This is a genomic window from Micromonospora sp. NPDC004336 (assembly GCF_053602615.1).
This window is the reverse complement of the sequence record NZ_JBSGDY010000073.1, coordinates 1-22,784: the sequence shown is the minus strand read 5'-3', so window position 1 is coordinate 22,784 and position 22,784 is coordinate 1. Positions and strand designations below refer to the sequence as shown.

The window sequence follows — 22,784 nt, the reverse complement described above, 5'->3', positions numbered from 1 at the left end:
TCGGCCGACGGTCGGCGGGCCCGTCGGCTCCGCACACCACCCTGGGCGCCGCCCGTGGCGTGGGCCACGCGGTCGTATGACAGTTGCGTGACAAATCCGCCGAACGCCGGACGCGACTGGGCGCTCGCGCCGGGCTTGTGGATGATGCGGTTATGACGGGCGTGCTGGTGATCGAGGACGACGACCGGATCCGTCTGGCCCTGCTGCTCGCGCTCGAGGACGAGGGCTACACCGTCCGGGGGGCCGCGACCGCCGAGGAGGGGCTGCGGATGCAGCGCCAGGAGCCGGCCGACCACGTGCTGGTCGACCTGATGCTGCCGGGCCTGGACGGCTTCGAGTGCATCCGGCAGCTGCGCCGCGACGACGACGTGCCGATCGTGGTGGTCAGCGCCCGCGACGACACCCACGACATCGTGGCCGCGCTGGAGGCCGGCGCCGACGACTACGTGGTCAAGCCGGTGGCGGTCAAGGAGCTGTCGGCGCGCCTGCGGGCCCTGCGGCGCCGGGCGCGGGCGCTGCCGGCGCCCGTGTCGGTCCTCACCTTCGGCGCGCTGGAGGTCAGCCCGGACGCGGGGGAGGTGCGCCGGGCCGGTCGACCCGTGCCGGTCACCCGCACCGAGTTCCGGCTGCTGTGCGAGCTGGCCGAGCACGCCGGCCGGGTGTTGTCGCGCCAGCAGCTGCTCCAGCGGGTCTGGGGCTACGACACCGGTGACGAGCGGCTCGTCGACGTGCACGTGGGGCGGCTGCGGCAGAAGATCGAGGACGACCCGGGCAACCCCCGGCACCTGGTCACGCTGCGCGGCCTCGGCTACAAGCTGACCCGGTGAGGCGGCTCGGACTGCGGGCCCGGGTGTCCGCCGGATTCGCCGTCGGCGCGCTGCTGCTGTCGGCCTCCATGGCGCTGGTCTCGTACGAGCTGACCAGGCGGTCGCTGCTCGACGAGCGGGAGCGCACCGCCGTGCGGGCGGCGTACTTCGACGCGGCGGTGGTGCGTACCGGCCTGGACACGGAGGAACCCGACGTCGTGGAGGTGCTGCGCTCCCTCGACACGGGCGGCAACCGCCGGCCGCTGCTGCACCGGGGAGACGACTGGTACGCCCGCAGGGCCGACACCGGCCTCACCGCCGCCATCCCGGCCGACCTGCAACGGCTCGTCCGGCAGGGGGAGCCGGCCGTGCAGCGGGTCCGCGTCAACGGTCAGCCCACCCTGCTCGTCGGCCTGCCACTGGCCCCGTCCACCAGCTACTACGAGCTGACCTCGCTGCGCGAGCTGGACGAGACCCTCCGGGTCCTGGCCCTCGCGCTGACCGCCGTCGCCATCGTGGTCGCCGGCTCCGGCGCGGCCCTGGGCTGGTACGCCACCCGGCACAGCCTGCGCCCGCTGACCGCGGTGGCCGACGCCGCCCAGGAGATCGCCGGGGGCAACCTCGCCGCCCGCCTCGCGCCGACCACCGACCCGGACCTCACCCGGCTCTTGACGTCCTTCAACCACATGGTCGACCAGCTCTCCCGGCGGATCGAGCGGGACCGCCGCTTCGCCGCGGACGTCAGCCACGAGCTGCGTTCGCCGTTGCAGACCCTGGCGGCGGCGGCCAGCGTCCTGGCCCGGCGCCGGGAGCACCTCGACGACCGGACGGCCACCGCGGCCGGCCTGGTCGCCGACGAGATCACCCGCTTCCAGCAGCTGGTCAACGACCTGATCGAGCTCGCCCGCAGCGACCAGCCGGCGGACCGGGAGCCCGTCGACGTGGCGGCGTCGGCGCGCCGGGTGTGCCGGTCGCGCGGGCTGGCCACCGCGCTCGTGCGCGTGGACCCCGGCGTCGCCGCCACCTGGCTGGTCGACCGGCGTCGCGTCGAGCAGATCCTGGCGAACCTCGTCGACAACGCGGTCCGCCACGGCGGCGGCCCGGTGGCCGTACGGCTGGCGCAGCGGGCCGGGGCCGGCATCGTCGAGGTCGACGACGCGGGGCCGGGCGTGCCGCCGGCCGACCGGGAGGCCATCTTCGACCGCTTCGTGCGCGGGCGCGCCGCCCACGCGCGCGCCGCCGGCGACGGCACCGGCCTCGGGCTCGCCCTCGTCGCCCAGCACGCCGCCGCGCACCGGGGGACCGCCGGCGTTGCCGACCGCCCCGGCGGGGGCGCCCGCTTCCGGGTCGAGCTGCCCGGGGTGGCGCCGTGAGCCGCCTCGCGCCCGGGCGCCCGCGGGGACCGTGGTGTCGGCTCGGGGGCGCGCTCGTCGCCCTCGGGCTGCTCGCCGGCTGCGGCGTCCCCAGCGAGGACACCCCGCGCGCCGTGACGCCGCCGCCCGGGCCGTTCCCGACCGCCGGCGGGGTCGTGACGACCCCGACACCGACCCTGACGGCGGGGCGGGCGACCGAGGTGCTCTGCTTCGTCCGCGACGACCGTCTGGTGCGCGTGGCCCGCCGCGTGGACGGCACGCCCACCGTCGACGCCCAGCTCCAGCACCTGCTCGCCGGGCCGGACGCCGCCGAACGCGACAGTGGGCTGAGCACCGCGCTGCCGGGGGCCGTCGCGACCGCCGCCGCCCGACACCTGGGCACCGAGGCCGAGGTGGACGTCGGCGAGACCGGCGACGAGACGGGCCGCAGCGACGAGGTCCTCGCGTTCGGCCAGATCGTCTGCACGCTGACGGCGCGCTCCGACGTCGACACCGTGGAGTTCCTGCGGGGCGGGGCGCCCCTCGGGGTGCCGCGCGCCGACGGGTCGCTGTCCCGCCGTCCCCTCACCGTCGCCGACTACGCCGACCTCGTCGTGCCCCGCTGACGGCCCGCCGCCGGCCGTTGCCGGAACGGGGGTGTCGAGGATCCCGGACGGCCCCGCGACCCTGCCCCCGGCACGGGTCCGGGCGGGCGCCGCCCCGACGATCGGGGGAGCCGGCCCCCGGCTGGGCACCGGGGCCGGTGCGGCCCGCGACGACGGGTGGCGCTGCCCGAGCGACCGCCGGACCGACTGTGCATACTTGCGCGGTTGATGTCGTGCCGGTGGGCGGGCCCCCGGCGGCTGCGAGGTGGTCTGTGGTGGTCGAGAAGACGGCGGCGCGGCACAACCCGGCACCCGGCGGCGGCGCGGCGATGGCCGATCCGGGGCTGCGGCAGCTGCTGGCCGGCCTGACGGCGGTGCGCGACGGCGACTTCGGCACCCGGCTGCCGGAGGACGCCGACGGCCTGCTGGGGGAGATCGCCACCGTCTTCAACGGCATGGTCGACCAGCTGTCGCTGTTCACCTCCGAGGTCACCCGGGTGGCCCGCGAGGTCGGCACCGAGGGGCAGCTCGGCGGTCAGGCCGAGGTGCCTGGGGTGTCGGGCACCTGGAAGGACCTCACCGACTCCGTCAACGCCATGGCCGGCAACCTCACCGACCAGGTCCGCGACATCGCCGAGGTGGCGACGGCGGTGGCCCGGGGCGACCTGTCGCAGAAGATCACGGTGGACGTCCGGGGCGAGATCCTGGAGCTGAAGATCACCATCAACACGATGGTGGACCAGTTGTCGTCGTTCGCCGACGAGGTGACGCGGGTGGCCCGCGAGGTGGGCAGCGAGGGGCGCCTCGGCGGCCAGGCGGAGGTGCCCGGGGTGGCCGGCACCTGGCGCGACCTCACCGACTCGGTGAACTTCATGGCCGGCAACCTGACCAGCCAGGTGCGCAACATCGCCCAGGTCACCACGGCGGTGGCCCGGGGCGACCTGTCGCAGAAGATCACCGTCGACGCCCGGGGCGAGATCCTGGAGCTCAAGAGCACCATCAACACGATGGTGGACCAGTTGTCGTCGTTCGCCGACGAGGTGACCCGGGTGGCCCGGGAGGTCGGCACCGACGGGCGCCTCGGCGGCCAGGCCCAGGTCAGCGGCGTCGCCGGCACCTGGCGCGACCTCACCGACTCGGTGAACTCGATGGCCGGCAACCTGACCGACCAGGTGCGCAGCATCGCCCAGGTGGCCACGGCGGTGGCCCGGGGCGACCTGTCGCAGAAGATCACGGTCACCGCGCACGGCGAGATCCTGGAGCTGAAGAACACCATCAACACGATGGTGGACCAGTTGTCGTCGTTCGCCGACGAGGTGACCCGGGTGGCCCGGGAGGTCGGCACGGAGGGCCGGCTCGGCGGGCAGGCCGACGTCAAGGGCGTCTCCGGCACCTGGAAGGACCTCACCGAGTCGGTCAACGTCATGGCGGACAACCTCACCGCGCAGGTGCGCAGCATCGCCGAGGTGACCACGGCGGTGGCGAAGGGCGACCTGACCCAGAAGATCCGGGTCGACGCGCGCGGCGAAATCCTGGCGCTGAAGGAGACCATCAACACGATGGTCGACCAGCTCTCCGCGTTCGCCGACGAGGTGACCCGGGTGGCCCGCGAGGTGGGCACGGAGGGCCGCCTCGGCGGTCAGGCGCGGGTGTCCAACGTGGCCGGCACCTGGAAGGACCTGACCGACAACGTCAACGAGATGGCCAACAACCTCACCAACCAGGTGCGCTCGATCGCGCTGGTCGCCACCGCCGTGGCCCAGGGCGACCTGAGCCGGCAGATCACCGTGGAGGCCAAGGGCGAGGTGGCCGTGCTCGCCCAGACCATCAACACGATGGTCGGCACGCTCGGCGCCTTCGCCGACGAGGTGACCCGGGTGGCCCGCGAGGTGGGCACGGAGGGCCGCCTCGGCGGTCAGGCGCGGGTGCCGAACGTGGCCGGCACCTGGAAGGACCTGACCGACAACGTCAACTCGATGGCGAACAACCTGACCGGTCAGGTGCGCAACATCGCCCAGGTCACCACGGCGGTGGCCCAGGGCGACCTGACCAAGAAGATCGACGTCGACGCGCGCGGCGAGATCCTGGAGCTGAAGACCACGATCAACACGATGGTGGACCAGCTCTCGTCGTTCGCCGCCGAGGTGACCCGGGTGGCCCGGGAGGTGGGCAGCGAGGGCCGCCTCGGCGGGCAGGCCGAGGTCGAGGGCGTCTCCGGCACCTGGAAGCGGCTCACCGAGAACGTCAACGAGCTGGCCGGGAACCTCACCCGCCAGGTCCGGGCCATCGCCGAGGTGACCAGCGCGGTCGCCACCGGCGACCTGACCCGCTCCATCACGGTGGACGCCCCCGGCGAGGTCGGCGAGCTGAAGGACAACATCAACTCGATGGTGGAGTCGCTGCGCGAGACCACCCGCACCAACCATGAACAGGACTGGCTCAAGACCAACCTGGCCCGCATCGCCGGGCTCATGCAGGGCCACCGGGACCTGGACGTGGTCGCCGGCCTGGTGATGAACGAGCTGGTCCCGCTGGTCTCCGCCCAGCTCGGCACGTTCCTGCTGGTCGACGAGAGCGCCGGCGGCACCGGCCTGCGGGTGGTCGGCGGGTACGGGCACGACACCACCGGCCGTCGGTACGCCCTCGGCGAGTCCCTCGTCGGGCAGGCCGCCGTGAGCAAGCGGGCGATCGTGGTGGACGCCGTGCCGGCCGACTACGTCACCGTCTCCTCCAGCCTCGGCGCCGCCGCCCCGCTGCACCTGGTGGTGCTGCCGATCCTCTTCGAGGACCAGGTGCTCGGCGTCATCGAGCTGGCCGGCATGAGCCGCTTCACCGAGGTGCAGCGCGACTTCCTCGACCAGCTGACCGAGACCCTCGGCGTCAACGTCAACACCATTGTTGCCAACGCCCGCACCGACGTGCTGCTCACCGAGTCGCAGCGACTCGCCGGCGAGCTCCAGGCCCGCTCGGAGGAGTTGCAGGCCCGCTCCGAGGAGCTCCAGCGTTCCAACGCCGAGCTGGAGGACAAGGCGGCCCTGCTGGTGCGGCAGAACCACGACATCGAGACGAAGAACTCCGAGATCGAGCAGGCCCGGCAGGAGCTGGAGACGCGGGCCCAGCAGCTCGCGCTCGCCTCGAAGTACAAGTCGGAGTTCCTCGCCAACATGAGCCACGAGCTGCGTACGCCGCTGAACTCGCTGCTCATCCTCGCCCAGCTGCTGGCGCAGAACCCGAACCGCAACCTGACCGCCAAGCAGGTCGAGTACGCCACGGTCATCCACTCCGCGGGCACGGACCTGCTCCAGCTCATCAACGACATCCTCGACCTGTCCAAGGTGGAGGCCGGGAAGATGGACATCAACCCGGAGACCTTCGAGCTGTCCGCCCTGCGCGACTACGTCGATGCCACGTTCCGGCCGCTGACCACCCCGCGGGGCCTGGAGCTGGACATCGTCACCGGCCCGGGTGTGCCGACGGAGCTGCACACCGACGAGCAGCGGCTGCGGCAGGTGCTGCGCAACCTCGTCTCCAACGCGGTCAAGTTCACCGAGCGGGGGCGGGTGCAGCTGCGCATCGAGCGGGCCACGCCGGACGAACTGCCCGAGGGCTTCGCCCCGAGCGGTACGGTGATCGCGTTCCGGGTGATCGACACCGGCATCGGCATCGCCGAGCAGCACCTGACCGCGATCTTCGACGCGTTCCAGCAGGCCGACGGCACCACCAGCCGGCGGTACGGGGGCACCGGCCTCGGGCTGTCCATCAGCCGGGAGATCGCCCACCTGCTCGGCGGCCGGATCAGGGCGCACAGCGTGCTCGGCCAGGGCAGCACGTTCACCCTCTACCTGCCGGTCGGCGCCGTGCCGACGGCCGGCCCCGAGGCGGCCACGGACGGCGGGCCCTCGCCCTGGGCGCTTCCGGCCGCGCTGCCGCCGGCCGTCACGCTCCAGCCGGGCGAGGTCCGCCGGATGCTGGTGCTGGAGCGCCACGACAAGGGGCTGCTCACGCTGCTCGCCCAGGGCGTCGCGGCGGATCTCGGCGAGGCGCACCCGCCGGTGGAGATCTCCACCGCGGTGGACGTGGCCTCGGCGCTGGAGACGCTCTCGGCCGGGCGGCACCACCTGCTGGTGCTCCAGCTCGACCTGCCCGACGAGGGCGGGACGACGCTGCTCAAGGCGCTGCACGACGACCCGGCGCTGCGCGGGCTGCCGGTGCTGGCGTACCACGGTCACCCGCTGGCCGCCGGCCAGCAGAGCCTGCTCCAGGCGCTGGCCCACGAGCGGCCGCTGGAGGTCCTGCGCAGCCTGGACGACCTGCGCGAGCGGATCGCCCTGCACCTGACGGCGGTGACGCCCGAGCGGGTGCTGCCGTTCGCGCCGGTGCTGCCGGCCGACCGACCGGCCGTCGACGCGCTGCCGGCCGACCTGACCGGCCGCAAGGTGCTGGTGGTGGACGACGACGCGCGTAACGTCTTCGCGCTCACCAACATCCTGGAGCTGCACGGGCTCGACGTCGTCTACGCCGAGAACGGGCGGCAGGGCATCGAGACGCTGATGCGCCACGACGACATCGACCTGGTGCTGATGGACGTGATGATGCCGGAGATGGACGGCTACGCCGCCACCGCCGCGATCCGGGCCATGCCCCGCTACGCCGACCTGCCGATCATCGCCGTGACGGCGAAGGCGATGCACGGCGACCGGGAGAAGAGCATCTCCTCCGGCGCCAGTGACTACGTCACCAAGCCGGTGGACGCCGCCGACCTGCTCCAGTGCATCCACCGGTGGCTCAACGGCTGATCCGGGCGCGTCCGTCCGGCCCGCGGCCCGTACCCCGGGCGGCGGGCCGAGTCGGATTCCGGCCCGTCGCGAATTCGACTCTGTCGATCCGGCCGGCGGCGCCGGATGCTCCGATGCTTCCCACGGCCCGAACCGTTCGGGCCACGGGAACGGAGAGTGCCAGTGGGATCCCAACTCCTGCGCCGGGCCGCCACGGCGGCCGTGGCGCTCAGCTGCGCCGTCCTCGGGTCGGTGGTGGTCGCGGCCGGGCCGGCGGCGGCCAGCCCGATCCGCAACAACACCCCCTGGTCCGTGCTGCTCTGCAAGTTCAGCGACAAGCCGGCGGAGCCCCGGGCCCCGTCGTTCTTCGCGAACTTCCTCACCCACACCGGGCTCGGCACCGGCGGGGTGGCCGACTACCTCGCCGACCAGTCCGGCGGCCGGGTCTCGCTGGCCGGCTCGGCGGTGCGGGGCTGGTACACCATGTCGTACACCCTGGCGCAGTTCCAGTCGATCGACCGCGGCACCCGCATCCAGCGCTGCGTCGACACCGCCGCGGCCAACGGCTACACCGTCCCCGCCGGGCACCGGACCGCCGTCATGCTCAACGACTGGGTGGACTCCGGCGCGGCCGGCGGCCGGGTGCTGCTCGACCCCGGGGCCTGGAACGTCGGCTTCGCCGCCCACGAGATGCTGCACGGCTACAACCTGGGCCACTCGTTCTCCAACGACACGACGTACCAGAACGCGCCGTGGTCGCAGCCGGGTGAGTACGACGACCCGTGGGACGAGATGAGCGCCATGAACATCCACGCCTTCGCCACGGCGAACTACGGCACGAGCGCGGTCGGGCTCAACGCCTTCCACCGCGACGAGCTGGGCTGGCTGCCGAAGAACCGGGTGTTCACGATGGCCGCCGACGGGGTGGGCTCGCGGACGATCACGCTGGCGCCGCTGGAGGTGCCCTCGGCGGCCGGCCCGCAGCTGGTCCGGATCCCGTTCGACCCGGCCGACCTGTTCCACTACTACACCGTGGAGTTCCGCCGGAAGACCGGCTGGAGCGCGGGCATCCCGGCGGACACCGTCCTGCTGCACGAGGTGCGCAACGGCACGCCCACCCTGCTGCGGACCGGCCCCGGCGGCGGCCCGGCGCAGTCGCTCAACGCCAACGGCGTGCAGATCGGCGTGAACTGGATCTCGGGCAACTCCGCCTCGGTCACCGTCACCACCGACGTGGTCGACCGCTGCCTGCAGGGCTACGTCTGGCGGGAGGCCCGCCCCGGCGACCTGGTCTGCGTCACCGGCGCCACCCGCAGCCAGGTGTGGGCGGACAACGCGGCGGCTCCGAGCCGCTGGACCAACGGCGCGTACGGCCCGCACACCTGCATCTCCGGCTACGTGTGGCGGGAGGCGTACGCCGGCGACGACGTCTGCGTGACCTCCGCCCAGCGCACCCAGGCCGCCGCGGACAACGCCGCCGCGGCGTCCCGCCGCAACCCGGCGCGCCTGGTCTCGGGCCCCAACACCTGCGTCAGCGGGTACGTCTGGCGCGACGCCGACCAGTCCGACTACGTCTGCGTCACCGGGACGACCCGGTCCCAGGTGCTCGCCGACAACGCCGTGGCCGCGAGCCGCTGGGTCAACGGGCCGTACGGCCCGCACACCTGCGTCTCGGGTTACGTGTGGCGGGAGGCGTTCCTCGGCGACGACGTCTGCGTCACCGGCACCCAGCGCAGCCAGGCCGCGGCGGACAACACCGCCGGGCCGGGCCGGGTGCTGCGGCCGGCCGGCTGACCCACGGCGCTCCCCGGGCGGGCGACCGCCCGGGGAGCGACCGGGTCAGCGCCGGCGGGCCTCGAAGGTCTCCCGGTCGAGGAACATCAGCCGGGCCCGCTTGCCGTTCAGGTCGATCAGCGGGCCGGCGACGAAGCCGGTGCGCAGCAGCCGGTTCACCGCCTTGTCGTTGCGCGCGTCCGGCTCCATCACGACGCGCCGGCGTGCCGGGTCGGCGAAGACGAACCCCAGGAACACCTCCAGCAGGGTCCCGGTGAAGCCCGGCTCGGGCCGGGTCGTCGGGCCGATCAGCAGGTGGGCGCCGTGGTCGCCGGGCCGCACGTCGTAGCACTCGCCGACCGGGTCGGCCGTCGGCTCGTACGTCTGGAACAGCGCGACGGGCACGCCGTCGCGGTGCGTCAGCCAGGCGTGGTGGGTGGGCAGCGAGTCGAGGGAGCGGTAGATCTCCTCGACGCGTTCGCGACCGGCGTCGCGCATCCCCCAGAACCGGGCCCGTTCCTCGCCGACCCAGCCGTGGATCAGGTCGATGTCGGTGTCCGGATCCAGGGGGCGGATCGTCACCCGGCCGAAGCCGTCGACGTTCTGGCGGTAGGTGCTGACGACATCACGCATCGGGTGCCACCGTACGGTGGCGCCGGTCGATGCGCACGCACGGGGCGCGGCGTGGCGGGCCGCCGGTCCCGCGGCGCGGCGCTCACGGCCGGTCGCCGCGGGCGGCGGCGACCGCCGGCACCGGCGCGCCCGCGCCGGGCGACCGGCGCCGGGCGGCGGGGACCACCAGGGGAGTGCCGGTCTCGGGGTCGTCGATGACCCGGCAGGGCAGCCCGAAGACCTCCTCGACCAGCTCCGCGGTGACCACCTCGCGGGGCGGCCCGGCGGCGACCACCCGGCCCTCGCGCATCGCGATCAGGTGCGTGGCGTAGCGGGCGGCGTGGTTGAGGTCGTGCAGCACCGCGACCAGCGTCCGGCCCTGCTCCTCGTGCAGCCGCGCGCAGAGGTCGAGGATCTCGATCTGGTGGGCGATGTCCAGGTAGGTGGTCGGCTCGTCCAGCAGCAGCAGGGGCGTCTGCTGGGCCAGCGCCATCGCGATCCACACCCGCTGCCGCTGCCCGCCCGAGAGCTCGTCGACGGGCCGGTCGGCCAGGTCGGCGACCCCGGTCGCCGCCATCGACTCGGCGACCACCCGCTCGTCGTCGCGCGACCACTGCCGCAGCAGCCCCTGGTGCGGGTAGCGGCCCCGGGCGACGAGTTCGGCGACGCCGATGCCGTCCGGGGCGATGGACGTCTGCGGCAGCAGGCCGAGGGTGCGCGCGACGCCCCGGGCCGGCAGCCGGTGGATGTCCTCGCCGTCCAGCAGCACCGCACCGGCCGCCGGCTTCAGCAGCCGGGACAGCGCGCGCAGCAGCGTGGACTTGCCGCAGGCGTTCGGGCCGATGATCACCGTGAACGACCGGTCGGGCACGGCGACGCTGAGGTCCTCGGCGATGGTCCGCCGCTCGTAGGCGAGGGTCATCGCGCTGCCGCTCAGGCGGGACTGCATGCTCCGTGCTCCGTTCTCGTCGTGGTGCGCCCGCCCGTGCGGGCCCTTCCCGCTCACAGCCGGCCGGCCCGGCGTTCGCTGGCGAGCAGCCAGACCAGGTAGGCGCCGCCCAGCACGCCGGTCACCACGCCCACCGGCAGCTGGTGCCCGGCGAAGGCCCGCAGCGCCACCTGGTCGGCGGCGACCACCAGCACCGCCCCGACGACCGCCGCGGGCAGCAGGTTCGGCCCCGGCGCCCGGGTCAGCCGCCGGGCCAGGTGCGGCGCGGTGAGCGCCACGAAGTTCACCGGCCCGGCGGCGGCCGCCGCCAGGGAGACCAGCAGCACCGCCGCCGCCAGCACGACCAGACGCACCCGCTCGACGCGTACGCCGAGGGCGGAGGCGGTGTCGTCGCCCATCTCGACCAGGCGCAGCGCCGGCCCGAAGCCGATCAGCATCACCGGCACCAGCACCGCCAGCGCGATCAGCAGGGGCAGCACGTTGACCCAGCCGCGCCCGTCCAGGCTGCCGGTCAGCCAGAGCACGCCGCGCGCGGCGTCCATCAGCTTCGCCCGGGTCAGCAGCCAGCCGTTGACCCCGGTCAGGATCGCCATGGTGCCGATGCCGACCAGGATCAGGCGGAATCCGTGCACGCCGCGCCGCCAGGCCAGCCCGTAGACCAGCGCGCCGGTGACCAGCCCGCCGGCCACCGCCGACCAGGCCAGCGCCAGGCTGCTGCCGCCGAGCACCACCACGACCAGCGCGCCGGTCGCCGCGCCCTGGGTGAAGCCGAGCATGTCGGGGCTGCCCAGCGGGTTGCGGACCAGCGACTGGAAGACGGCGCCGGCCAGCGCCAGCGCGGCGCCGACGCTGAGCGCGGCGACCACCCGGGGCAGCCGCAGCTCGGTGACGATGAACTCCTCGGCCGGGGTGCCGCCGCCGGTGAGGGTGCGCAGCACGTCGGCGGGGCTCATCGGGTAGTCGCCGCTGCCGACGGCGAGCACGCCCAGCGCCAGCGCCAGCAGCACGCCGGCGAGGCCGACGGCGACGGCGCGGGGGCGCAGCCGCAGGGACAGCGCGCGGGTACGAAGGGTGATCACGGGTGGGCCACCCGTCCGCGCAGCACCAGCCAGAGGAAGAGCGGCCCGCCGACGACGGCGGTCACCGTCCCGACCTGGAGCTCGCCGGGCCGGCTCAGCACCCGGCCCAGCACGTCGGCGCCGAGCAGCAGCACGGGGGCGAGCACCGCGCAGTACGGCAGCATCCAGCGCAGGTCGGGCCCGGTGAGCGCGCGGACCAGGTGCGGCACGAGCAGGCCGACGAAGACGATCGGCCCGCAGGCCGCCGTCGCGGCGCCGCAGAGCAGCGTGATCGCCAGGATCACCGTGGCCCGCACGAGCGCGGGCCGGGCGCCGAGCGCGCGCGCCGCGTCGTCGCCGAGCGCCAGCGCGTTGAGCGCGCGGGTGGCGACCAGGGCGACCACCAGGCCCGCCACGATGAACGGCGCGACCGTGCGCACGGTGGCGGGCTCGGCGGCGGCCAGCGACCCCACCGTCCAGAACCGCAGCCGCTCCAGCGACGCCGCGTCGAGCAGCATGACCGCGCTGACGTACGAGTAGAGGGTGGCGTTGAGCGCCGCGCCGGCCAGCGCCAGCCGGGCGGGGGTGGCCCCGCGCCCGCCGCCGACGACGTAGACGGCGGCGGTCACGGCGGCGGCGCCGAGCAGCGCGAACCAGACCTGGCCGCTGAGCCCGCCGATGCCGAGCAGGGCCGCCGCGCTGGCCACCGCAGCGGCGGCGCCGGCGTTGATGCCGAGCAGCCCGGGGTCGGCCAGCGGGTTGCGGGTCAGCGCCTGCATCACCGCGCCGGCCACGCCGAGCGCCGTGCCGGCGAGCAGGCCGAGCAGCGTACGCGGCAGCCGCATCCGGTGCACTACGGCGTACTCGGCGGCGTCGCGGTGCAGCAGGCCCTGCCACACGTCGGCGAGGGGGAGCTGCTTGGCGCCCACGGCGATGCTCAGCACCACGACGGCGGCGAGGAGCAGCACCGACACGGCGAGGCCGGCGACCCGCACCGCGACGCGGCCGGGGCGACGCGCGACGGGCGACGCCGACGGCGCCCCGGCACGGGAGGAGAGCGTGGTGGACAGTGTGGTCTCCGATGGGGTGCGGAATTCCGGGCCGGGCTTGACAGCGATTTAGGTTAGGTTAACCTAACCCCGCTGTCCATGGTCATTCGCCCGACCCTGATCGAAAGACACCGTCATGCAGAATCCCGTGTCCGCCCGCCGCCTCTCCCGCCGGGGCCTGCTCGCCGCCGGTGGCGCCGCCACCCTGGCCGCCCTGCTCGCCGGCTGCGGCCGGGACGAGGACTCCGCCACCCCCGCCGCCCAGAACTCCGGCGGCCCCTGGTCGTTCACCGACGACCGCAACGAGAAGGCGAGCGCCGCCGCCCGCCCGACCCGGGTGGTCGCCTTCACCGGGGCGGCCGCCGCGCTCGTCGACTTCGGCCTCGACAAGCAGATCGTCGGCGTGTTCGGCGAGACGAAGCGCACCGACGGCAGCAAGGACCCGCAGGCCGGCGACCTGAACGTGGAGTCCGTGGAGATCCTCGGCAACGTCTGGGGCGAGTTCAGCCTGGAGAAGTACGCCGCCCTGCGGCCGGAACTGCTCGTCACCCACATGTACGACCCGGGCGCCTTCTGGTACGTGCCGGACGAGAGCAAGGACAAGATCCTCCCGCTCGCCCCGACCGTCACCATCACCACCGCCCGGGTGCCGATGACCAAGCCGATCGAGCGGTACGCGCAGCTCGCCGAGTCCCTCGGCGCCGACCTGTCCGCCAAGAAGGTCACCGACGCCAAGGCCCGCTTCGAGGCCGCCGCCGAGTCGGTCCGCCAGGCGGTCAAGGCGAACCCGGGCATCAAGGTGCTCGCCTGCTCCGGCAGCCCCGACCTGTTCTACGCCTCCAACCCGAAGGTCAGCACCGACCTGATGTACTTCGCCGAGCTGGGCGTCGACATCGTCGTTCCCACCAAGCTGGAGGCCGGCGACTACTTCGAGGCGCTGAGCTGGGAGAACGCCGGCAAGTTCCCGGCCGACCTGCTCCTGCTCGACAACCGTGGCACCGCCCTGCAGCCGAAGGACCTGGCCGCGAAGCCGACCTGGCAGCAGCTCCCGGCGGTCAAGGCCAACCAGATCACCCCGTGGGACGCGGTGCCCCGCTTCTCGTACGCGGGCGCCGCGCCGCTGCTGGAGAACCTCGCCACCGCCATCCGGGGCGCCAAGAAGGTCACGGCGTGAGCACCGCGATCGCCCTCCAGTACCGCTTCTTCGCCGCGCGGGTCGTCGGCGCCCGCCGGATCGGGGCCTCCCTGATCCGGGTCACCCTCGGCGGGCCGGAGCTGGCCGACTTCGCCGGCGGCGGCCGTGACCAGAGCGTCTCGCTGTTCCTGCCGCACCCCGGCCAGCCCGCGCCGGTGCTGCCGATCGAGGCGGGGGAGGACTGGTTCGGCGCGTACCGCGCGATGCCGGCGGACGTGCGCGCGGTGATGCGCTCCTACACGATCCGGGAGCAGCGGCCCGAGGCGTCCGAGGTGGACATCGACTTCGTCAGCCACGGCGACACCGGCCCCGCCTCCCGCTGGGCCCGGCACGCCCTCCCCGGCGACCAGGTGGTGCTGCTCGGCCCGGCCGTGCACGACAACCGCAGCGTCTGCTTCCGCCCCCCGGCCGGCACCGACTCGGTGCTGCTCGTGGCCGACGAGACCGCGCTGCCCGCCGCCGCCGGCATCCTGGCGTGGCTGCCCGCCGACACCCCGGTCCGGGCCTGGATCGAGGTCCCCGACGCGGCGGACATCCAGGAGCTGCCCACCGCCGCCCGCGCCGAGGTGCGCTGGGTCGTGCGGGGCGGCACCGCCCCCGGCAGCACCCTGCTGGCGGACGCGGTCCGCGCCGCGCGGCTGCCGGCCGGCACCCCGTACGCCTGGGTCGCGGGCGAGTCGTCGATGGTGCGGGCGGTGCGGCGGCACCTCGTCGCCGAGCGCGGCCTGGACCGGCGGCACGTCACGTTCTCCGGATACTGGCGGCGCGGCGCGTCCGAGGAGGACCTGCGCGCCGAGGCGAGCGCCGCGGCCGTCGCCTGACCGACGGGCCGGCCGCCGCCCGCACCGGGCGGCGGCCGGTCAGAACTCCTGGTACATCACGTGCAGTCCCACCCGCCCGAGGGTGGGGTGCGCGAACGCGCCGGGCACCGTGCCGACCACCGCGAAGCCCTCCCGCCGGTACAGCTCGACCGCCGAGGCGTTCGACTCGACCACCGCGTTGAACTGCATGCCCGCGTACCCCCGCTCGCGGGCCCAGTCGACCGCGTGCCGGCACAGCGCGGTGCCCACGCCCCGGCCGCGCGCCTCGCGGGCCACCATGAAGCTCGCGGTCGCCACGTGCGACCCCGGCCCGGGGCGGTTGGTGCCCATCTTGGCGGTGCCCAGCACCCGGTCGCCGTCGACCGCGACGACCGTGCGGCCCGGCGCGGCCTCCACCCACATGGCGTACGCCTGCTCGGCGGTCAGCTCCGGGTCGTAGACGAAGGTCTCCCGCGCCCGGACCACCTCCTCGACGATCGGCCACACCTGGGCCCAGTCGGGTTCCTGGAACTCGCGGATCATCATCCGGGGGATGATATCGGCGGCCCGGCGCCTGCCGTCTCCCGCTCGCGCAGCAGCGCGTCCCCGGTGCGGTAGAGCGGCGTCCCGTCGCGGTCGGTGCTCAGCCCAGGCGCACCTGGGCCGGGCGTTCGGGCCGGACGGTGCCGTCGAGGGTGGCGCCGGCCGGGGCGGTGGGCCGGGCCGGCACGATCGGGGCGTCCCGGCCGGTGCCCCGGCGGCCGTCCCCGTCGGGGCGCGACTCCTCGTGGTAGTCCTGCTCCACGTTGACCGACCAGACGTCGTGGCTCGTGCCGCAGGCGATGTTCTCGGCGGTCAGCATCGCCGTCAGCATCGAGTGGTCCTGGTTGTTGTAGCGGTGCATGCCGTTGCGCCCGACCGGGTGCACGTTGGTCACCTCGCTCGCCAGCCACCGGCGGATCACGTCGACGTTGCGCTGATAGCGCTCGTCGTAGACCGGGTACGCCTTCGGCATCCGCACCACGTACCCGGCCTCGACGACGCCCGGCCGGACCAGGCCGAGCCGCTCCAGCTCGGCCGTCGCGGCGGCGACCAGCTCGGCGTCGGGCGTACGCCAGGTCTCGTCGTCCTCGAAGACGAAGTACTCCAGGCCGAGGCAGGTGCGGCCGTCCTTGACCAGGTGCGGCGACCAGGAGCCGAAGTTCTGGATCCGGCCGACCTTCACCGCCGGGTCGTGCACGTAGATCCAGTTGTCGGGGAACGAGAACTCCTCGGGGACCACCAGCGCGACGGTCAGGAAGTCCCGGTACCGCAGGTCGGCCGCGGCGGCCAGCACCTCCGGCGGGGCCGCGGGGCGCAGCGCGGCCACCAGCTCGGAGATCGGCATCGAGGAGACGACGTGCTCGGCGGGCTCGGTGCGCTGCCCGCCCGCCCCGTCGACGGTGACGGCGACCGCCCGGCGGTGCTCCGGGTCGCGGTGCACGGCGGTCACCCAGCTGCCCGTCTCCACCCGGCCGCCGCGCCGGCGGACCTCCTCGGCGCAGCGTTCCCACATCATCCCCGGGCCGAGCTTCGGGTACTGGAACTCCTCGATCAGGCTCGTCACGTCCTTGCGGTTGCGGCGGGGCAGCACGGCGTTGCGGACCGCCTTGGCCAGCGACAGGTTCTTGATCCGCTGCGCGGCCCAGTCGGCCTGCAACCGGTCCGCCGGCATGCCCCACACCTTCTCGGTGTACGTCTTGAAGAACATCGAGTACAGCCGCCAGCCGAACCGGGCCGAGACCCAGCCCTCGAAGTGCGACTGGTCCTTCGGCGGGCGCAGCCGGGCGCGCGCGTACGAGCCCATGCACAGCGCCGCCTCTCGCAGCCCGAGGTTGCGCAAAGCGTTCGCGGCGCTCAACGGGTAGTCGAACAGCGCGCCCCGGTAGTAGATGCGGCTCATCCGGGGCCGCAGCAGGAAGTCCTCGTCGGGCAGGATCTCGTGCCAGAACTCCTCGACCCGGGCCACCTTCGTGAAGAAGCGGTGCCCGCCGATGTCGAAGCGCCACCCGTCCCGCTCGACGGTGCGGCTGATCCCGCCCACCACGTCGTCGGACTCGAAGACCCGGACGGGGGCGCCCCGCCGGAGCAGCTCGTACGCCGCCGTCAGGCCCGCCGGCCCCGCCCCGATGACCACCGTGCCGCGTTGTTCGCCCATGCCGTACCGCTCCCTGCTTCCGCCTGCCGGAGGCGGCCCGCTTACCCGTCATCGGCGGGATCTCACCCGGATCCGCCCTCCGTGCCCCGCCGCCCTCCGCCGCACCGGTGCCCGTGCCCGGTCCGGGCCGCAACCGCCGCGCGGGCGGCGCCGACGTGTCAACCGGCGCGGAACGGGGATGTGGCACCTTTCGGGCGGCCGGATCGGGAGACGTGCGGATGGACAGGTGGCGGGCCGTCGGGCAGGGCCGGCGGCGCGTCGCGCGCCTCTCCGCCGGGCTCGCCGGGCGCGGCCACGACCTGCGGCGCGCCGCCGCGCGGGCCGCCGGTCGGGTGCCGGCGCCGTGGCTGTTCGTGGTGGCCGTCTTCGTCGGCACGAAGGTCGTGCTCAGCGGGGTCGGGGTGCTCGCGCTGAGCGCCTTCGACGACGTGCCGTGGGCGCCGCCGCCGGACGAGACGACGATGCGCGAGCAGCAGCGGGCCGTCTCCGGGCACCGCTGGCTGCACCTGTGGTTCGCGTGGGACTCGTTCCTCTACGACCACCTGGCCCGGCTCCCGCTCGACGAGCCGTGGCGGGACTTCGGCTTCCCCCTGCTCTATCCGTTCCTGGCCCGGCCGCTGGCCCCGCTGCTGGGCGGGGACACCGCGCTGGCGCTGCTGCTCGTCGCCAACGTCGCGTTCCTGCTGATGCTCTTCTACGCCTACCGGCTCGGCGAGCGGCTGCTGGGCGACGACGCGTCGGCCCGCCGGTTCGTCCGCTACCTGGTGCTGCTGCCGGCGGCGTTCCTGTTCCAGGCGGCGTTGACCGAGTCGCTCTTCCTCTGCCTGGCGCTCGCCGCCTTCCACTACGCCGAGCGACGCCGGTGGCTGCTGGTCGGCGTCGTGGGGTTCTTCCTGGCGCTGAGCCGCTCGGCCGGGTTCTTCGTGGTGCTCCCGCTGGCCCTGGTGCTGCTGCGGCAGCACGGCTACCGGCTGGGCCCGCGCGCGCTGTGGGCGTACGTCCGCGTCGGGTGGCCGCTGGTGCTGGTGCCCGCCGGCTGGCTGAGCTTCATGGCGTTCTGCCGTTGGCAGGGCGGCGACTGGCTCGCCTACAAGCACGCCCAGGAGAAGGGCTGGGGCATCTCCGTGCAGAACCCGCTCGCCGTCCTCTGGCACGGCCTGACCGACACCCCGGCCCGGGACGCCCTACGGGTGTGGGTCGCCGTCGTGGTGCTGGTGGTCCTGGTCGCGGGCGCGCGCCGGCTCGGGCTGCCCTACCTCGTGTACGGGCTGATCATGGTCCTGGTGCCGCTGTCGATGGGCCCGCCCGTCTACAAGAGCCTGCTGCGCTACCTGCTCGCCGTGTTTCCGGTCGGCCTGGTGCTGGCCCGCTGGGCCCGGCACGTCACCGCCGACGCCTGGCTGACCGCCGCCCTGGCCCTCCTGCAGGGCGCGCTCTTCGTCGTCTGGCTCGCCTACTGGACCCACTTCATCATCTAGGTGGCCGGCCGTGACGGCCGAGCCCCGTCGCCGGGCCGCGGCGGCCGGGAGCCGGTCGGCGCGGCGGTTCCGGCGGCCCGGGGGCGGACCGGGGTGGCCTCGGGCGCCGGGCCGGCGCTGTCGCGGCGGATGACCTCGGCGGGGAGCACCTCGACGCGGGGCGAGGGCGCGCCGGGGTCGAGGGCCAGCGACATGGCGCGGGCGCCCATCTCGACCAGCGGCAGCCGCACGGTGGTCAGCGCGGGGGTCACGTCCCGGGCGATGGGCATGTCGTCGAAGCCGACGACCGACACCTGCCGTGGCACGGCCACCGAGCGGGCGCGCAGGGTCGCCAGCGCGCCGATCGCCATCGAGTCGTTGAGCGCCACCACGGCGGTCAGCTCCGGATCGGCGTCGAGCAGGGCGGCGGTCGCGGCGGCGCCCCCGTCGCGGTCGAACTCGGCGTGGCGGAGGCGGTGCTCGGGCAGGCTCCGCCCGTGCGCGGCGAGGGCCTCCCGCAGCCCGGCGAGGCGGTCGGTGGTGGTGGTGAGCACCGCCGGCCCGGCCACCACGCCGATCGCCCGGTGGCCCAGCTCGCAGAGCTCGGTGCCGATCAACCGGCCGCCGGCGCGATTGTCCGGCATCACCGCGTCGCCGGAGTGCTCGTGCCGGCCGATGACCGCCACCCGGCCGCCGGTCGCCTCGTACGCGGCGAGCCTGTCGTTGAGCACGCGGGTGAACGCGGCGTCGTGGTAGCCGGAGCCGGCCAGGATGATCGCGGCGACCTGCTGGCCGCGCAGCAGCTCGACGTACTCCAGCTCGCGTTCCGGGTCGCGGTAGCTGTTGCAGATGATCAGCAGCCGCCCCTGGTCGGTGGCGACCCGTTGCAGCCCCCGGGTGATCTCGGCGAAGTACGGGTCGGAGACGTCGTGCACGATGACGCCCACCGCCGTGCGGTGCGCCCGGGCCAGGAGCTGGGCGTGCGCGTTCGGCACGTACCGCAGCTCGGCGACGGCCCGCAGCACCCGCTCGCGCAGCTCGTCGGTGACCGGCTTGCTGCTGCCGTTGATCACCCGGGAGGCGGTCGCGGGCGAGACCCCCGCCCGCCGGGCCACGTCGGACAGGGTCGCCACTGCCGCCCCCTCGGTCGCACTCGACGGCCGCGCCCCAGCATGCCGGCCGACCGCCACCGTACCGCAGAGAAAGGCCTTTCCCCGTCGCGCTGCGCCGCGCCGTCGCGGCCGGCCGGGGACGGGCGGCCGGACGCGTGCAGGAAAGCCCTTGCCTGATCCGGCGGGGGTTCCCTACGCTGCCCAGGAAAGCGTTTGCCTGGCACCCCGGCCCGCCGCTCCCCGGACGACGGCGCGGGCGTGGAGGAGGGGGCCGCCGTCCGCCGCCGTCGCAGGCCGGAGGCCGCCCCGCGGAGGGAAGGAACACCATGACCCGCAGGTCGATCGGCATCATCGTCAACGGCGTCACCGGCCGGATGGGCTACCGCCAACACCTGGTGCGCTCCCTGCTCGCCATCCGCGAGCGGGGCGGCGTGCCCCTGGCCGACGGCACGACCGTCTGGCCCGAACCCGTCCTGGTCGGCCGCAGCGAGGCCAGGCTGCGCGAGGTCGCCGAGCGGCACGGGCTGACCGACTGGACCACCGACCTGACCGCCGCGCTGGCCCGCGACGACGTGGAGATCTACTTCGACGCGCAGGTCACCCAGCAGCGGGAGAAGGCGATCCGCCGGGCGATCGAGGCCGGCAAGCACATCTACACCGAGAAGCCGCTGGCCGAGGACACGCTCGGCGCGCTGGACCTGGCCCGCGCCGCCCGCGCGGCCGGGGTCAGGACCGGGGTGGTGCAGGACAAGCTCTTCCTGCCCGGGCTGCGCAAGCTCAAGCGGCTGATCGACGGCGGCTTCTTCGGCCGGATCCTGTCGGTGCGCGGCGAGTTCGGCTACTGGGTCTTCGAGGGCGACTGGCAGCCCGCGCAGCGCCCGTCCTGGAACTACCGGGCCGAGGACGGCGGCGGCATCGTCGTGGACATGTTCCCGCACTGGCACTACGTGCTGGAGGAACTCTTCGGCCGGGTGCGGACGGTCTCCTGCGTCACCGCCACCCACGTGCCGCAGCGGGTGGACGAGGCGGGCCGGGCCTACCCGGCGACCGCCGACGACGCCGCGTACGGCATCTTCGAGCTCGACGGCGGCGTGGTGGCCCAGCTCAACTCCTCCTGGTGCGTCCGGGTGCACCGCGACGAACTGGTCGAGTTCCAGGTCGACGGCACCGAGGGCAGCGCGGTCGCCGGGCTGCGCGGCTGCCGGGTGCAGCACCGGGCGGTCACCCCGAAGCCGGTGTGGAACCCGGACCTGCCGGTCACCGAGGACTTCCGCGCCCAGTGGACCGAGGTGCCGGACAACGAGGAGTTCGACAACGGCTTCAAGGCGCAGTGGGAGGCGTTCCTGCGGCACGTCGTCGCCGACGAGCCGTTCCCGTGGGACTTCCTGGCCGGCGCGCGCGGCGTGCAGCTCGCCGAGCTGGGCCTGCGCTCGGCCCGCGAGGGCGCCCGGCTCGACGTCCCGGAGCTGGAACTGTGAGCGCGCCCGCCGCCGTCGGGACGCGGGTGCTGCTGCCGGGCGGGCGGCGGCACCGGCTGACCGGGGGCGCCGGCTTCCCGCGCCCCGCCGGTCCGCCGGCCGCCCGCATCGCGTACGCCGCCGCGCACGTGGTCGCCGACCCGACCGCCGAGAACGTCCCGGGCGCCCCCGCCGCCCTCGACTGGGACCGCACCCTGGCCTTCCGGCGCCACCTCTGGTCGTACGGCCTGGGGGTGGCCGAGGCGATGGACACCGCCCAGCGCGGCATGGGCCTGGACTACCCGGCGACCCGGGAACTGGTCCGGCGCAGCGCCGCCGAGGCCCGCGCTGCCGGCGGCCGGATCGTCGCCGGGGTCAACACCGACCAGCTCCCGCCCGGCCCGGCCACCCTGGCCGAGGTCACCCGCGCCTACCGGGAGCAGCTCGACGACGTGCGGTCGGCCGGCGCCCGCCCGGTGCTGATGTGCAGCCGCCACCTGGCCGCCGCCGCCCGCGGCCCCCGGGACTACCTGCGGGTGTACGCGGAGCTGCTGGCCGCCGCCGACCAGCCGGTGGTGCTGCACTGGCTCGGCCCGATGTTCGACCCGGCGCTGACCGGCTACTGGGGCTCGACCGACCTGGACCGGGCCGCCGACACCGTCGTCGAGCTGGTCGGTGCCCACGCCGACCGGGTGGACGGGATCAAGGTGTCGCTGCTCGACGCCGGCCGCGAGGTGGCGCTGCGCCGCCGCCTGCCCGTGGGGGTACGCCTCTACACCGGCGACGACTTCCACTACCCCGAGCTGATCCGGGGCGACGCCGCCGGCCACTCCGACGCGCTGCTCGGGGTCTTCGCCGCGATCGCCCCGGCCGCCGCCGCCGCGCTGGCCGCGCTGGACCGGGGCGACCTGGCGGCGTACGACGAGATCTTCGCGCCGACGGTGCCGCTGGCCCGGCACCTCTTCGCGGCGCCCACCTGGCACTACAAGACCGGGATCGTCTTCCTGGCCTGGCTCGCCGGGCACCAGGACCACTTCACGATGGTCGGCGGGGCGCAGTCGGGCCGCTCGCCGGCGCACCTGGCGACCCTGCTCACCCTCGCCGACGCCGCCGGGCTGCTGCCCGACGCCGACCTGGCCGCCGCCCGCGCCCGCGCCTTCTTCACCGTCGCCGGGGTGACCGGGTGACCCCGGCGGGGACGGTCGGTCCGCAGCGGGCGGACGCCCTGCGGCGGTTCGCGTTCAACCAGGCCACCGCGCAGCACTGGCCGCTGCCCGAGGTGGTCGCCGGCTGCGTCGAGGCGGGGGTGCCCGGCATCGGGCTGTGGCGCGAGCCGGTGGCCGCGTACGGGCTGGCCCGCGCCGCCCGGCTGGTCCGCGACGCCGGCCTCGCCGTCACCTCGCTGTGCCGGGGCGGCTTCTTCACCGCCGACGACTGGCGGGACGACAACCTGCGCGCCGTCGAGGAGGCCGCCGCGCTCGGCGCGCCGGTGCGTGTTCTAGTTACGAATTTCACACGTCAGAACACCAGTCACACCCCCTACAAACTCGTAAGCCCCCCACACCAACAAAAAACCCCCCGGGGCGC

18 protein-coding genes are annotated in these 22,784 nt (G+C 74.6%); 11 read left to right on the top strand and 7 right to left on the bottom strand.

Annotated features, from left to right (window positions below; genetic code table 11):
* Positions 1-152 precede the first annotated feature (152 nt).
* The 5 genes from ACWENR_RS17030 to ACWENR_RS17010 all read left to right on the top strand — a co-directional run bounded on the left by ACWENR_RS17030 (position 153) and on the right by ACWENR_RS17010 (position 9,332).
* Positions 153-827, top strand: a complete 675-nt coding sequence (locus tag ACWENR_RS17030; RefSeq protein WP_452277939.1) for a response regulator transcription factor — start codon at positions 153-155, stop codon at positions 825-827.
* Positions 824-2,179, top strand: coding sequence for a sensor histidine kinase (locus tag ACWENR_RS17025; RefSeq protein ID WP_452277938.1), 1,356 nt, complete (start codon positions 824-826; stop codon positions 2,177-2,179). Before ACWENR_RS17030 ends, ACWENR_RS17025 begins: the two co-directional genes overlap by 4 nt.
* A gap of 68 nt (positions 2,180-2,247) precedes the next feature.
* Positions 2,248-2,784, top strand: a complete 537-nt coding sequence (locus ACWENR_RS17020) for a GerMN domain-containing protein (protein ID WP_452277949.1) — start codon at positions 2,248-2,250, stop codon at positions 2,782-2,784.
* A 308-nt stretch (positions 2,785-3,092) separates the two neighbouring features.
* A complete protein-coding gene (locus tag ACWENR_RS17015; protein ID WP_452277948.1) occupies positions 3,093-7,559 on the top strand; it encodes a HAMP domain-containing protein in 4,467 nt (1,488 codons plus the stop codon).
* Positions 7,560-7,721: 162 nt separating this feature from the next.
* On the top strand, positions 7,722-9,332 hold the full coding sequence (locus tag ACWENR_RS17010) for a hypothetical protein (RefSeq protein ID WP_452277937.1): 1,611 nt from the start codon (positions 7,722-7,724) through the stop codon (positions 9,330-9,332).
* 45 nt (positions 9,333-9,377) lie between these two features.
* Here ACWENR_RS17010 and ACWENR_RS17005 read toward each other — a convergent pair whose 3' ends face one another.
* The 4 genes from ACWENR_RS17005 to ACWENR_RS16990 all read right to left on the bottom strand — a co-directional run bounded on the left by ACWENR_RS17005 (position 9,378) and on the right by ACWENR_RS16990 (position 13,048).
* Complete coding sequence (locus ACWENR_RS17005) at positions 9,378-9,944, bottom strand: GNAT family N-acetyltransferase (protein ID WP_452277936.1); 567 nt, start codon at positions 9,942-9,944, stop codon at positions 9,378-9,380.
* Between the two features lie 82 nt (positions 9,945-10,026).
* A complete protein-coding gene (locus ACWENR_RS17000) occupies positions 10,027-10,872 on the bottom strand; it encodes an ABC transporter ATP-binding protein (protein ID WP_452277935.1) in 846 nt (281 codons plus the stop codon).
* A 53-nt stretch (positions 10,873-10,925) separates the two neighbouring features.
* Positions 10,926-11,951 carry a FecCD family ABC transporter permease gene (locus ACWENR_RS16995; RefSeq protein ID WP_452277934.1) on the bottom strand — a complete coding sequence of 342 codons (1,026 nt, stop codon included), beginning with the start codon at positions 11,949-11,951 and terminating at the stop codon, positions 10,926-10,928.
* Complete coding sequence (locus tag ACWENR_RS16990) at positions 11,948-13,048, bottom strand: FecCD family ABC transporter permease (RefSeq protein ID WP_452277947.1); 1,101 nt, start codon at positions 13,046-13,048, stop codon at positions 11,948-11,950. Before ACWENR_RS16990 ends, ACWENR_RS16995 begins: the two co-directional genes overlap by 4 nt.
* A 67-nt stretch (positions 13,049-13,115) precedes the next feature.
* Here ACWENR_RS16990 and ACWENR_RS16985 point away from each other — a divergent pair, with 67 nt between their 5' ends.
* Positions 13,116-14,153, top strand: a complete 1,038-nt coding sequence (locus ACWENR_RS16985; RefSeq protein ID WP_452277933.1) for an ABC transporter substrate-binding protein — start codon at positions 13,116-13,118, stop codon at positions 14,151-14,153.
* A complete protein-coding gene (locus tag ACWENR_RS16980) occupies positions 14,150-14,995 on the top strand; it encodes a siderophore-interacting protein (RefSeq protein WP_452277932.1) in 846 nt (281 codons plus the stop codon). Before ACWENR_RS16985 ends, ACWENR_RS16980 begins: the two co-directional genes overlap by 4 nt.
* A 39-nt stretch (positions 14,996-15,034) precedes the next feature.
* Here ACWENR_RS16980 and ACWENR_RS16975 read toward each other — a convergent pair whose 3' ends face one another.
* Together ACWENR_RS16975 and ACWENR_RS16970 are read right to left on the bottom strand one after the other, a co-directional pair.
* Complete coding sequence (locus ACWENR_RS16975; RefSeq protein WP_452277931.1) at positions 15,035-15,520, bottom strand: N-acetyltransferase family protein; 486 nt, start codon at positions 15,518-15,520, stop codon at positions 15,035-15,037.
* 97 nt (positions 15,521-15,617) lie between these two features.
* Positions 15,618-17,171 carry an NAD(P)/FAD-dependent oxidoreductase gene (locus tag ACWENR_RS16970; protein WP_452277930.1) on the bottom strand — a complete coding sequence of 518 codons (1,554 nt, stop codon included), beginning with the start codon at positions 17,169-17,171 and terminating at the stop codon, positions 15,618-15,620.
* A gap of 218 nt (positions 17,172-17,389) precedes the next feature.
* Here ACWENR_RS16970 and ACWENR_RS16965 point away from each other — a divergent pair, with 218 nt between their 5' ends.
* Positions 17,390-18,649: a hypothetical protein gene (locus ACWENR_RS16965; protein ID WP_452277929.1), complete on the top strand. Its 1,260-nt coding sequence runs from the start codon at positions 17,390-17,392 to the stop codon at positions 18,647-18,649.
* On the opposite strand, the gene ACWENR_RS16960 is transcribed toward ACWENR_RS16965, so the two are convergent.
* Positions 18,646-19,761, bottom strand: a complete 1,116-nt coding sequence (locus ACWENR_RS16960; protein WP_452277928.1) for a LacI family DNA-binding transcriptional regulator — start codon at positions 19,759-19,761, stop codon at positions 18,646-18,648. The genes ACWENR_RS16965 and ACWENR_RS16960 overlap by 4 nt on opposite strands.
* 305 nt (positions 19,762-20,066) lie before the next feature.
* Between ACWENR_RS16960 and ACWENR_RS16955 the strand changes: the two genes are divergently transcribed.
* The 3 genes from ACWENR_RS16955 to ACWENR_RS16945 all read left to right on the top strand — a co-directional run.
* The gene (locus ACWENR_RS16955) at positions 20,067-21,218 is read left to right on the top strand and encodes a Gfo/Idh/MocA family protein (RefSeq protein WP_452277927.1); all 1,152 of its coding nucleotides are present in this window, start codon (positions 20,067-20,069) and stop codon (positions 21,216-21,218) included.
* Positions 21,215-22,384 carry a dihydrodipicolinate synthase family protein gene (locus ACWENR_RS16950; RefSeq protein WP_452277926.1) on the top strand — a complete coding sequence of 390 codons (1,170 nt, stop codon included), beginning with the start codon at positions 21,215-21,217 and terminating at the stop codon, positions 22,382-22,384. The genes ACWENR_RS16955 and ACWENR_RS16950 overlap by 4 nt, the downstream gene beginning before the upstream one ends.
* A partial coding sequence (locus ACWENR_RS16945; protein ID WP_452277925.1) for a sugar phosphate isomerase/epimerase family protein occupies positions 22,381-22,784 on the top strand: 404 nt, incomplete at its 3' end. The genes ACWENR_RS16950 and ACWENR_RS16945, both read left to right, overlap by 4 nt.